The 11397-nt window shown below is 47.9% G+C and carries 13 protein-coding genes and 1 pseudogene; 6 read left to right on the top strand and 8 right to left on the bottom strand.

Going from position 1 to position 11397, the window contains the following annotated elements; translation table 11 throughout:
• On the top strand, nt 1–2287 hold a 2287-nt coding region (locus MGMO_RS17085; RefSeq protein WP_036308577.1), incomplete at its 5' end, for a bifunctional diguanylate cyclase/phosphodiesterase.
• Between the two features lie 767 nt (nt 2288–3054).
• Here MGMO_RS17085 and MGMO_RS17090 read toward each other — a convergent pair.
• The 4 genes from MGMO_RS17090 to MGMO_RS17100 form a co-directional block, all read right to left on the bottom strand.
• Complete coding sequence (locus MGMO_RS17090; protein ID WP_023496326.1) at nt 3055–4077, bottom strand: class I fructose-bisphosphate aldolase; 1023 nt, start codon at nt 4075–4077, stop codon at nt 3055–3057.
• 221 nt (nt 4078–4298) lie between these two features.
• Nucleotides 4299–4505, bottom strand: a complete 207-nt coding sequence (locus tag MGMO_RS21175) for a DUF6868 family protein (protein ID WP_407656543.1) — start codon at nt 4503–4505, stop codon at nt 4299–4301.
• Entirely contained in the window at nt 4441–4581 is a 141-nt protein-coding gene (locus MGMO_RS20115) for a hypothetical protein (RefSeq protein ID WP_023496327.1), read from the bottom strand. The genes MGMO_RS21175 and MGMO_RS20115 overlap by 65 nt, the downstream gene beginning before the upstream one ends.
• An 808-nt stretch (nt 4582–5389) precedes the next feature.
• Nucleotides 5390–5695: a hypothetical protein gene (locus MGMO_RS17100; protein ID WP_235557318.1), complete on the bottom strand. Its 306-nt coding sequence runs from the start codon at nt 5693–5695 to the stop codon at nt 5390–5392.
• A gap of 59 nt (nt 5696–5754) precedes the next feature.
• On the opposite strand from MGMO_RS17100, the gene MGMO_RS20120 reads away from it, so the two are divergent.
• Entirely contained in the window at nt 5755–6063 is a 309-nt protein-coding gene (locus MGMO_RS20120; RefSeq protein ID WP_161808516.1) for a hypothetical protein, read from the top strand.
• A gap of 769 nt (nt 6064–6832) precedes the next feature.
• Nucleotides 6833–7705 carry a transglutaminase family protein gene (locus tag MGMO_RS17115; RefSeq protein WP_023496330.1) on the top strand — a complete coding sequence of 291 codons (873 nt, stop codon included), beginning with the start codon at nt 6833–6835 and terminating at the stop codon, nt 7703–7705.
• Here the strand turns inward: MGMO_RS17115 and MGMO_RS17120 are convergent.
• Nucleotides 7629–8432, bottom strand: coding sequence for a Crp/Fnr family transcriptional regulator (locus tag MGMO_RS17120; protein WP_023496331.1), 804 nt, complete (start codon nt 8430–8432; stop codon nt 7629–7631). The genes MGMO_RS17115 and MGMO_RS17120 overlap by 77 nt on opposite strands.
• Nucleotides 8433–8845: 413 nt before the next feature.
• Between MGMO_RS17120 and MGMO_RS17125 the strand changes: the two genes are divergently transcribed.
• The 3 genes from MGMO_RS17125 to MGMO_RS17135 all read left to right on the top strand — a co-directional run bounded on the left by MGMO_RS17125 (nt 8846) and on the right by MGMO_RS17135 (nt 10319).
• Nucleotides 8846–9163, top strand: a complete 318-nt coding sequence (locus MGMO_RS17125; protein ID WP_023496332.1) for a CsbD family protein — start codon at nt 8846–8848, stop codon at nt 9161–9163.
• A 43-nt stretch (nt 9164–9206) separates the two neighbouring features.
• The gene (locus MGMO_RS17130) at nt 9207–9659 is read left to right on the top strand and encodes a superoxide dismutase (protein ID WP_023496333.1); all 453 of its coding nucleotides are present in this window, start codon (nt 9207–9209) and stop codon (nt 9657–9659) included.
• Between the two features lie 276 nt (nt 9660–9935).
• Nucleotides 9936–10319 (top strand): catalase, encoded by a 384-nt coding sequence (locus MGMO_RS17135; RefSeq protein WP_321163129.1) that lies wholly within the window; start codon nt 9936–9938, stop codon nt 10317–10319.
• A 72-nt stretch (nt 10320–10391) separates the two neighbouring features.
• On the opposite strand, the pseudogene MGMO_RS21180 reads toward MGMO_RS17135, so the two are convergent.
• The 3 genes and pseudogenes from MGMO_RS21180 to MGMO_RS17145 form a co-directional block, all read right to left on the bottom strand.
• Nucleotides 10392–10511: pseudogene (locus MGMO_RS21180) on the bottom strand (cation diffusion facilitator family transporter); the annotation flags it as partial.
• Nucleotides 10477–10752 (bottom strand): cation transporter, encoded by a 276-nt coding sequence (locus MGMO_RS20715; RefSeq protein ID WP_023496336.1) that lies wholly within the window; start codon nt 10750–10752, stop codon nt 10477–10479. The pseudogene MGMO_RS21180 and the gene MGMO_RS20715, both read right to left, overlap by 35 nt.
• Before the next feature lie 43 nt (nt 10753–10795).
• Nucleotides 10796–11032 (bottom strand): DUF2789 domain-containing protein, encoded by a 237-nt coding sequence (locus tag MGMO_RS17145; RefSeq protein ID WP_023496337.1) that lies wholly within the window; start codon nt 11030–11032, stop codon nt 10796–10798.
• Nucleotides 11033–11397: the final 365 nt, after the last annotated feature.

Below are 11397 nucleotides of genomic sequence, written 5' to 3' on the forward strand. Positions count from 1 at the left end.
CGAGAAAAGGCTCAGCGCGAGCCTGGACGACCTGATTATCGCAAATGTACATCTGCGTACCCTGCTGGACACGATTCCCGACCTCATCTGGTTAAAAGACCCGGAAGGCGTGTACCTGGCCTGCAACCGGCAATTCGAACATTTTTATGGTGCCAAAGAGGCTGAAATTATCGGTAAGACGGACTATGACTTCGTGGAAAAGACGCGGGCCGATTGCATCCGCCAGAACGACCGCGATACTATGTTGGCTGGCAAAACCATCGCCAAAGAGGAGTGGCTTGCCTTCACTGATGACGGTTATCGCGGCTTATTCGAAATCTTGAAGACACCGATAGCAGACCAGGCTGGAAAACTGATCGGAGTTCTCGGTATTGCCCGTGATATTACCGAGCGTAAAGCCGCCGAAGCAAAAGTCCAGCGTCAAATGCAGCTTTATGCCGCTTTAAGCCGTTGCAACAATGCCATCGTACATTGCGTCAACCAAGATGAGTTATTCCTGGAAATATGCCACGCTGCGGTACAATTAGGCGGAATGAAGATGGCGTGGATCGGCCTTATCGACCCCGACACCCACATGATACGGCCTGCCGCCTATTTCGGTGAAGGTGCAGAAATCCTGCAACATGTCGATATTTCCCTGGATGTCGACAACCCTTATGGAAACGGCCCTACCAGTGTCGCTATTCGTACTGAACAACCGTACTGGTGCCAAGATTTTATCAACGACCCAATTACTATACCTTGGCATGATCAAGTCGTACATACTGGCTGGGAAGCATCGGCATCGGCATCGCTACCTCTACATCATAACGGTGTTGTTATCGGGGCTTTCATTCTATATGCCAATGAAACCAATGCTTTCGACTATGCAGCACGTGACTTGCTGAGTGAAATGTCGAGGGAAATTAGCTTCGCACTGGACAACTTTTCCCGCGAGACTGCGCGCAAGCAAGCAGAACACGAGGTGGCGCGTCTAGCTTTCTACGATCCTCTCACTAACTTGCCGAATCGCCGACTGCTCTACGACCACTTACAACAGTCCCTCGCTATTTCTGGGCGCAATCCTAATCACGGTGCTGTCCTGTTTATCGACATCGACAACTTCAAAATACTCAATGACACAAAAGGCCATAACATCGGGGACCTATTGCTGATAGAGGTAGCCAAACGGCTACAAGGGTGTCTCCGCGAGGTAGACACGGTGGCACGGCTGAGTGGCGATGAATTTGTTGTCATACTGAATGAGCTAAGTGAAGTGGGCTTGCAAGCCGCTAGTCAAACGGATGCCATCGGCAATAAGATCCTTGCTGCCATCAACCAGCCATATGCTCTAGGAGGATACGAATACCATTGTACTGCAAGCATGGGCGTTTGTTTGTTTAGGAACCATGAGAATACGGTGGACGAACTTCTTAAATATACCGATATGTCTATGTATCAGGCTAAACGGGCCGGACGCAATTCCATCCGTTTCTTTGACCCCGCCATGCAGGCTACGTTGGAAATACGTGCATCATTGGAATGGGGTCTGCGTTGCGCATTGGCCGAAAACCAATTCTTACTCTATTACCAGATGCAGATTGACCAAGTAGGTCGAATTCTTAGTGCTGAGGTTTTGATCCGATGGCGGCATCCTGGTCGCGGGGTAGTTTTGCCTGATGAATTCATCCCGCTGGCCGAGGAAACGGGGTTGATATTGCCTATAGGTAACTGGGTTTTGGAAGCCGCTTGCGGCCAGCTCAAAGAATGGGAAACCAATCCAGATTTTCATGATTTGCAGCTTGCCGTCAACATCAGCGCTGCCCAGTTTCATCAGCCTGATTTCGTCGAGCAAGTTTGTGAATCTCTATTCTGTCATCAGCTTGAGCCCGGCAGGCTCAAGCTTGAACTTACGGAAAGCCTGGTGCTCGACGACATTGAAGACACCATTGTCAAAATGCATCAACTCAGGGAAATTGGGGTACGTTTTGCCATGGATGACTTTGGTACCGGCTATGCGTCCCTGTATTACCTGACAAAATTGCCCATCGATCAGTTGAAAATAGACCAGTCCTTTGTGCGCAATATCGGGGTGAAGGAAATCGATGCAATCATTGTGCAAACCATTATCGGCGTGGCCACAAACCTTGGTATCGAGTGCGTTGCCGAAGGGGTTGAGTCGGAAGATCAGTGTGCATTCCTTAAGAAACACGGGTGCAATCTTTTTCAAGGCAATTTGTTCAGCAGACCGGTACCTTTGGATGAATTTGAGTTGCAACTGATGCAAAACAGGTACCATGCAAATTAAGCGTTCATATTCCTTTTAGGAAACTCTGAACAAGTCCTTCGACAAGCTCAGGACGAACGGTAAGGCGTTGATTCCGTTCGTGGTGAGTGTGTCGAACCATGAGTGGAATCAACTTATTCAGAGGTTCCTTTAGCATATTGGGAGACTTTTGCAAAAACCACCTGTTTTCATGGGCAGATCCGTAAAAAACCAAATCAATGTGTTGATACCGGCTGAAAATTGACTACCCGTACCGGTTGAAAAATGACTAGGGGCGGCCGGATATTGGTTTATCCGCAAGACCCGTTACAAGGGGCTGGGTAAGAACGCGGCGCAGGTGTTTTCACTGATGGCCTTGGCGAACCTGTACCAAGCCCAGGGGCTTTGTTGGCAGTGGGATGACTACGCCCGCAATAACCTCAAACCGGGGAAAATACGGGTTTGGGGCGATATAAAACGGAAATGATGGCGGTTTAAGCTTCAAATGGGGCAATTGCAGCGGACGAACGCAGAACTGGAGAATTCGCTTAAGGCGTCATAGTGCGGGTTGCTTTGACGGATTTCAACTGAGATACGCGTAGCTGCTTCGCCAATTAATTCTAGGTTTCGAACGGTGGCTCGTCATTTAAACCGCTAACGACAAAACCCTGCTGTTCAGAACCTTCTGTGTAGCTGATTCCCAAAAGCCCTCGATTCAAGGTCAAGGCTTGTGGATAAGCTGGGGTTATTACACGTATTGCCTCAAGTTTTGCATAGAACGGCACTTAAAGCATCAATAGCGTGAGACCTTATTCCTTTTCCATCCCTGCTGAATAATTTCCATAACGGGCTGCACCGTTGAGCTTTGCTCGTTTATAGAGCGCTGTTTGCGCTGCCTTAATATTTTCAGGATTTCCTTGCCATGTTTGCAACACGGGTTGCTGCAATGCCCGACCATAGGAAAAACTCAATTGCCATGGTGAATTGCCTGCCAGTGCATTCAGGGCATTAAGGTTTGCCGTGGCTTCCTCAGGTGTTTGTCCGCCCGAAAGAAAATTAATCCCTGGCACAGCGGCAGGGACAGAACGCCGTAACTGCTTGAGTGTTTTTTCGGCAATTTCATCAGGGACTGCTTTTCGTTGTGCGTCCTTACCCGGCACAATCATGCTCGCTTTCAATACGATAAACTCCAGTTCCACTCGATGCCTATGCAAAGCGTGAAATACCGCATGTTGCACAGCTTCAGTCACTTCAAGGCAGCGCTCGATGGAGTGGTCTCCGTCGAGCAATACTTCCGGTTCGACTATAGGTACGATACCCAGGGATTGGCAAATAGCCGCGTAACGTGCCAACACCTCAGCATTGGCTTCTATGCCAAGCTGGGTCGGGTTGTGGACACCGATTGAATACACTTCGCGCCATTTGGCGAATCGCGCCCCCTGTTCCTTGTAGCCTGCCAGACGGTCAGCCAAGCCATCCAAACCTTGAGTAATTAAATCACCCGGCGCATTTGCCATGGGAAGGGTGCCTTTATCAACTTTGATGCCCGGAACAATACCCTGGTCGGCCACCACTTTTGGAAGGGGCATACCGTTGTCTGCCTGTTGTCCGAGCGTTTCTTCAAACAGGATAACGCCACTGATAAATTCATTTAAATCCGGCGTAGTCAGCAGTAACGAGCGATAGGCGCGGCGGCTTTCTTCTGTGGACTCTATGTTAATCGCTTTAAAGCGTTTGGCCATAGTCGGATGGCTTTCATCAGCGGCAAGAATGCCTTTGCCCGTGACGACCAGCTCGGCAATAGTGGATTGCAGTTCGATTTGAATGCTCATGATAACTCTCCGGCAAATACTTCGGTTTCTTAACTGCCCAGCACAAACACAGATATACAACGCTTCCTTACAATTATGATGACGTGTTTTACAGAAGTTAGATTTTGCCGTGTTATAAAGTTCAGAATAAAAAATCTCTATTATCGAATTAATCTCGCATCAAGGCTTCACTCTAAATATAGGTGAAGACGGCGTTTTGGTTTTGGTAGTGTATTTGTAGTTCAATTGGTATGACGCCAGTTGTCGGTGGCGTGAAAAGCTGCCCTAAAAGACAAGCCAAAAAGCGATGAGCGGTGCGAATTCAAAAGCAAGATTCCGATTTTATAAACCGCCATGCCTGCGTAATGAAGTGCGTCAAAGGTTTCAACTGAAAGTTTGAACCATCGACAATTTAAGCGGTACATCCAGTCGTGGGCTAAGGTAAACACGCCCGACCAGATGACGAGCACCGCAGTTGAAAACAAGGCTATAAAGCAAAAGCTCTTTGATGGTGTCGGGATTCATTTGGAGGCCTCATCTATAAGGATATGATTAAAGTAGAATCAAAAATGAGACCTCGTTGCAGATAAAATGTTTCGGAATGCAGTAAACGCTTTGTTCGTTTTAATCGTATATCGAACTGCTGTATTTTCTAAAAGCGGGGCTATCGCACGTCCGAGTTATCTTGAATACCTATGATTCAACTTCATAAATAATGTTAAAAATTGAATTAATGACCGTGATGCCCTCGATGACCATGGAAGCCCCCTCCCCAACCTCCTCGATAGAAGTGGTGACCAGGACGAAAACGAGGTTGAAACCCGCCGTAATAGTTCCCATAGCCATAATTGTAATAAGGCATTACCCCTGGATACCCATGCACGGGTGGAGGCATGACATAACCAAGCTGTGGGGGAACAATCGGTAAGACCGGTGGATAATAGGGATTATATGGCCGCCAAAATCCAGGGTGACTAGCTAATGCAACCGAGGAGAATATCAAATAAAGGACGATGATTTTTATCATTTTGAACATATAAAACCCCCTTTCTTAGAAAGTTAATTTGTTAAAATAAACTATCGCATAAATTAGCTTAATACAGGCTGAATTTAGGATTCATCACTTGGGTTTGACGCTATTGATTCGGCCTTGTGAAGTATTAAGTTTCCGTTCGCCTTGACCCTGTCGAAAGGCGGTGTGTGCTTCGACAAGCTCAGCACGAACGGTTCAGACATTAAAAGGCCGAATCTATAATCTGTCCCGCTGGCAGGCCTAACACCTTCGTCCCTGGCTGTACGATCCGTGTTTCGCCTTCGGAATAGGGAAACCTTACTATCGCATCCGTGTTGGCGACATAAAAATCATCGCCTTCAGCGCCATCCCGAAAGGCGAGTTTAGCCCCTCAATGAACACTGTCCGGGTTTCCGCTACACCATCGCCGCAACAGGGTGATGCGGTTGGCGCTGAGTACACCTGCACCAGCCTTATCCATCGCCCATCCCATATCCAGTCTTTAATACCCTGTCCATCCTCGGGTCTCGGCGGCACGTTCGTTTCGGCAACCAATACGTCGCCGTTGGGCAACACAAAAAGCCAACGCGGGTGATCGAGCCCAACGGCAAAGGCGTTTACAGTCAAACCTAACGCCGCCAACGGTTTTCCGTGTTTAGGCCAGCCAATTCGGAGCTTTGTTTACCGTGGGAATTAAGGCCGTTTTGGGCGGCGGCAGTTGGGGATGTTCACCGACACCAGCCGCAACCGGGAACTGTGCCACCTCGCCTCATGCCGTTAAGGCTATTGCAACTGCCGTGGACAACAACAAACGCATTGGCTACTTAATCTGGATAGAATCCAGTTATAGGAGGGCTTTCACTCATGCTCGCCATTTGCCGACAACTTTCGGCGCAAGCTTTACAGGCGGCGATACAGTCATCCATACCACCGATCGTTTCACAATCCACAGCGCATGCCTCACAGACTTGAGCGCAGAGCTCACAAAGACGTAGATGAAAATGGGAGTTAATGAGCTGAAAATTGGCCGAAGTCTGGCAGATTTCAGCACAACTCATCATCAGCCGAAAATGATCCGCGTCAACATGATTTTCGCCCATGTTCAGGCAGTGGTTCATGGAAGTTTGCAGGCAAACTTGATGGCAATGGTTACATGCCTGTATACAAGCTTGCATGTTATATTCAGTGTAGACAGGGTGATTCATACGATACTCCTAAGGTAAACAAACACGCACGACCAAAACTACCCACGTCATTTCGACTTTGAGCCGCACTCCGGTATATGGTTAGGGCAACGTCAACCCTTAAAGATATTTTAATTTGAAAGCTAACCGAGGTCGGTGCGTTATCGCACATAAAAGCCTGAGAGTATCAACCTCCACAAAAAACTTAAACGTTAGATTTGTAATTTTGCAACCATTGTTTCGTACATCGAATTCTGTAGGGACTGGCTAAATATACTTCGCCCGAAATTGCCTTTATCGGTATAAGCAGGAATTATTCACGGGCGTTCTTTAGTCACAAATAGCTTATTGCCCTGGCCTCTTAACGTTTGACGTCATATTGTTTGAGTAAGCGGCCTCAATTTAGGGAGTTAAAACTTCATCCACACCGAAAATTTATAAGTTGCTAATATGTATACGCTATCAAATCCCTGGAAAGGTCTGTACGATAACGCACAGATATTAGGTGCGGTTTTTACTATTGTACAAATCTATGGATAAGCTTCGCCAACACCATCGAATTATTTAAGGAGTGAAAACGATGCGCCGCCTACAAATAAAGCATGTAACAACCTACCAATACGCTGATGCCGTCACCCTGTTGCCACATAATTTGTTATTGCGTCCCCGAGAAGGGCATGACATCCGGATCGAATCGGCTGAGTTAACCATTGCCCCAGCCCATCAACTGCAATGGCAGCGCGACGTGCACGACAACGCCCTTGCACAGGCTAGCTTTCTCGAACCGAGCAACCAACTTTTGATCGACAGCCGCGTCGTGATCCAGCATTATGATGATCAGCCACTAAACTTTCTGGTGGCGGAATATGCGGTTTTTTTCCCTTTTCAATACGATGTCGCCGAGAGCATTGATTTAGGGCCTTATCTGTCAACCAACTTTAACCAAGACCGACCTATATTGACTACGTGGTTGCAACAATTCTGGCGCGTAGGCCAAGTGGTTGAGACCTACCTTCTACTTGAATGGATCAATAAAGCAATCGCAACTGGATTCACCTACCAACAGCGCGAGGAACCGGGCGTTCAGACACCGGCAAACACTTTAAACAGGCGCGCAGGTTCTTGCCGCGATTTTGCGACCTTGTTCATAGAAGCCTGCCGTTTATTGGGTCTGGCATCGCGATTTGTCAGCGGTTACCAATACTCGCCTTCTCTTCCCCATAACCAAGGCGCAACACATGCCTGGTCAGAAGTTTACCTGCCAGGCGCGGGATGGAAAGGGTTCGATTCAACATCCGGGCAAGTGGTCGGAAACCACTATATTCCTGTGGCGGTCAGTAGACACCCCGAATCGGTGCCTCCCGTTTCTGGGTCGTTCATAACCGTCTCAACAGCCAATCCCCAACCTCCCGTGATGTCTGTAGTGGTGGAGGCGTCCGAAATCCCGTCATAGCGCCAACGCTAGGCTGCCCCACCCTACCCAGGATACGCTCGTAGATTTCTTTATCGGCTTGATAGCAACCACAGGAAGCTGCTTCCAAGCCGTCATGGTCGAGAATCGTGATGTCCCCGCGTTGGTAGCTAATGAGCTTTTGTTGCTGTAGTGAGTTTGCCGCCTTGGTGACCCCGACGCGTCGGACGCCCAACATATAGGCCAGGAACACGTGGGTAATATGGATATGGTCGGAATGTGCCCGATCCTTGGTCATCAACAACCAACGGGCAAGGCGGCCTTCGACCAAATGGAAGCGGGTGCAGGCCGCCGACTGCGCAAGCTGGCTCATCGATACATAGAGGTAACGCTTCAACACTTGGTGTAATTCAGCACTCTGTTCAAGAATATGGAGAAACGACGCTGTCGTTATGCGCAGTGCAGTCCCCGTGCCCTGGACTAGTGCGGTAAATGGTGCGCTATCGACACCCAGGATGAGGGTAATTCCTAGCACGCCTTCATTGCCGACCAAACCTAGTTCCAAATTAGAGCTGTCGACAGGTGCCAATAGGGAAATGAAACCTCCGGTCGGGAAGTAAACATGCGGGATGGCTGCCCCGGCGCGGTAAAGCACTTCGCCAATATTAAGCTCCATGTGTTCGCAATTGGTGAGCAGCTGCTCGCGATCCTTATGGTGTAACGCATCTAACAGACGGTTGGTTGCCGGTACGGCTTGGGTAAACGCCATTCTATGTATTCCTGTGAGGTTGTAAGGAAATCCGACAGCTTATCTAGGACGACCCTCATCCCCCTATCGGAACTTGTTAAGGAGGATGCCGCCATTATTGATGGTCACGGTAACACAATTGCCCCCTGGCCTCTGTACGTTAGCGTACTTATGGCAACAGCTTTATGGGGGAACTTGATTCGGTTATCGCCTAACGCCTCAACACTGGTTGATTATTCCAATGGTTTTACTATGTGCGGTAACAGACGGACTTAAGGCAGGAATCCCAGTATCCTCTAAACCACGGCACAAAGCCCACATAGCTTAAGGGTTCTCCAACCTAAATGGCATCGAACCAGAGCTACTGTCGTTTGCTTATGGCCGTGCATGGCGATATCGATTGCCATGTAACCATCCACTGAGAGGTATACAAAATGACCTGGGATCGAATTTCAGAATATTTAAAAGAACTTGTGAATACTACCAAAGACCAATGGATTTGGTTTATCGACGACCAAATTGACGTGCTCGAAGGCAAACGGGAACACTTTTATGGCAAAACACAAAAGGCCTATGTGATCGACAGCGACGAAGCTGATAAACGCTTGGCTGAATGGCAAAAAACACAATGGAATAAGGTTAGCGTCAATGGTAGACAAATGCAAAATAGCGCCCAGACCGTATCCAATGGCGCAGGTTTTAGTTATAACAAGGATCCAGCCAGCAGAAATTGGCAGTTTCGGTCTGATTGATTTTCTATTTATCTAACTTAACTATTGGGAACAAAACTCATGAATGTGCTTACCAAAAATTGCCTTCCAAAGACCCAACCCCGAAAAAGCATCAACTGCCGCCCTTGGATTATGGCTGTTGTGCAATCTCAACAAACTTCCTCAAGAAATTAAGGTCGCGGTTCACCACAATGCCGGTGGACATGTTAATCACAGCCTTTTTTGGCGAACCATGCGGCCTGATGCATCTGCCGAACCCAAAGGATTGTTCCGTGATGCCATCAACCGTGACTTTGGCAGTGTTGAAGCGTTCAAGAGCCAGTTCGAAGAAGAGGGTGCCAAGCTGTTCGGGTCGGGATGGGTATGGCTGGTGCGGATCCAGAAGGATGACGGCAAGCTCGAGGTGATCACCACGTACGGTCATGACAATCCGATGATGAAAGGCCGTTTTCAATTGTCCTGCAATTCCACGGAGGAACTTTGGGCAGCAGAGGGCGGGGTCCTGCCCGTGACATAAAAGTTATGGACATTGCCTAAAGCACTGTAAGTGCAAGCAGACTTAACACATGGATTTCTCTCGGATTCGTTGTATGGCATATAGCTGGATCGCGAACCCTCAATCAAGGCATCACATTATTTCATTGTGAATCGAATCTGGTATGAGCGTTTTGTTACCGATCCAGACGCTAAAAGAGATTTCACGGTTAGGGTAAAACCAACCCAAATATGACAACTTCATTAACGCCAGCGTAGCGACGGCAATTAGCCGTCACGTAAGATCAATTGGAGATTCATGATGAACAAATCAAAAGTACCGGGCCTTTCCGTCAAGGGGAAACCATCACATTCAGTGCAAACAGAAACAACAGTTTCAGTCGGCAGCGGCGGAGAGTGGCACCAGGCTGCCACTGGCGACCAACTAGTGCTGACGACCAATCAGGGTTTGCCCATTTCCGACAACCAAAACTCCCTAAAAGCGAATTTAAAGGGCACTACGCTACTGGAAGACTTTATCTTACGCGAGAAAATAACCCATTTCGACCATGAGCGTATTCCCGAGCGCATCGTCCATGCACGCGGCACGGGCGCACACGGTTTTTTTGAACTGCCCCAATCCCTGGAAAAATACACGACAGCCAAAGTGCTGACCGAAGTGGGCGAGCAAACGCCACAGTGAATGTTTGCCTTTCTCATGTTGAATTGTCGCCAACGCTCGTCTAAGAGAAAGATATTCCAAACCCAATGCAACCATCAAGACGAACAATGCGACATCCACATTTTCCACGGTGTGGGGATGGGTATAGCGTAGCCAGCCTTCATAAACTGAAAATATACTACCCGCAGAAAAAAATATGAAAGCCACCACCATCGACCAAATATAAGCTTTCCACCCAAACCCCCATCGGATGTTTGCGGGTCGCTTCTTTTTCAGACCGTTTCATGCCGATAAATAGTAATAGCTGATTTCCACAATCGGCAGACGAGTGAATCGCCTCTGCCAATAAAGAGCCTGAGCCTGTCCAGATTGCAGCACCGGCTTTGACAGCTGCGACACCTAAATTTGCAGCAAATGCGTAGAAGATTGCGATTGAAGGATAGGAAGATGACATACTTGACCTTGATTATTGCAAATTTAGTATCAAATTTAGAAGGTTAGGGTGCTCTCAACAAACAATCGAGCTTGTCCACGGATTCGCACCAGTCTGAATCATTTGCTATGGCTTCAGACAGAAACGCCGCCTGTGCTTTGTTCCAGAAATTTGCTTCAGCCAAGTTAATATTGCTGGGTAACGGCCTGTGCAATTCAATAAACGCATTAATCTGTCCTGCTTCGTCAGCTAAACCTAATTGACAAAATAACATGTGCAGGTTGTGTGTTGAAGTGTCCATTTGAATCCCCAGAAATGAGTAAAGATTTTCTGTGATGATTCGACTCGCGGAATCCCCATAGATTCCTTGTTATCGTGCAATTCACCCCCTTTAGGTTTTATCTATTTCAGTATTAACATTACCGACAACGGCAAACTGACCGTCTTCGGAACATACAACGGGCATATCGGGTTTAATTTGGTTGGTATTGACCATGGTTTTCTCCTCTAGGCTCAGTATGAGCGGATGTAATGGTTAATTCTTATAGATTCGGCCTTTTAATGTCTGAACCGTTCGTGCTGAGCTTGTCGAAGCACATACCGCCTTTCGACAGGCTCAAGGCGAACGGAAACTTAATACTTCACAAGGCCGAATCAATAGTTAGC

It is taken from the genome of Methyloglobulus morosus KoM1 (assembly GCF_000496735.2).
Taxonomy (GTDB): Bacteria; Pseudomonadota; Gammaproteobacteria; order Methylococcales; family Methylomonadaceae; genus Methyloglobulus; species Methyloglobulus morosus.

Coding starts and splice junctions, on each gene's coding strand:
- MGMO_RS17090 (WP_023496326.1), bottom strand. CDS start 4,077: ATGAGCATTCAAATCGAACTGCAATCCACTATTGCCGAGCTGGTCGTC.
- MGMO_RS20115 (WP_023496327.1), bottom strand. CDS start 4,581: ATGAATCCCGACACCATCAAAGAGCTTTTGCTTTATAGCCTTGTTTTC.
- MGMO_RS17115 (WP_023496330.1), top strand. CDS start 6,833: ATGCGCCGCCTACAAATAAAGCATGTAACAACCTACCAATACGCTGAT.
- MGMO_RS17120 (WP_023496331.1), bottom strand. CDS start 8,432: ATGGCGTTTACCCAAGCCGTACCGGCAACCAACCGTCTGTTAGATGCG.
- MGMO_RS17125 (WP_023496332.1), top strand. CDS start 8,846: ATGACCTGGGATCGAATTTCAGAATATTTAAAAGAACTTGTGAATACT.
- MGMO_RS17130 (WP_023496333.1), top strand. CDS start 9,207: ATGTGCTTACCAAAAATTGCCTTCCAAAGACCCAACCCCGAAAAAGCA.
- MGMO_RS17135 (WP_321163129.1), top strand. CDS start 9,936: ATGATGAACAAATCAAAAGTACCGGGCCTTTCCGTCAAGGGGAAACCA.
- MGMO_RS20715 (WP_023496336.1), bottom strand. CDS start 10,752: ATGTCATCTTCCTATCCTTCAATCGCAATCTTCTACGCATTTGCTGCA.
- MGMO_RS17145 (WP_023496337.1), bottom strand. CDS start 11,032: ATGGACACTTCAACACACAACCTGCACATGTTATTTTGTCAATTAGGT.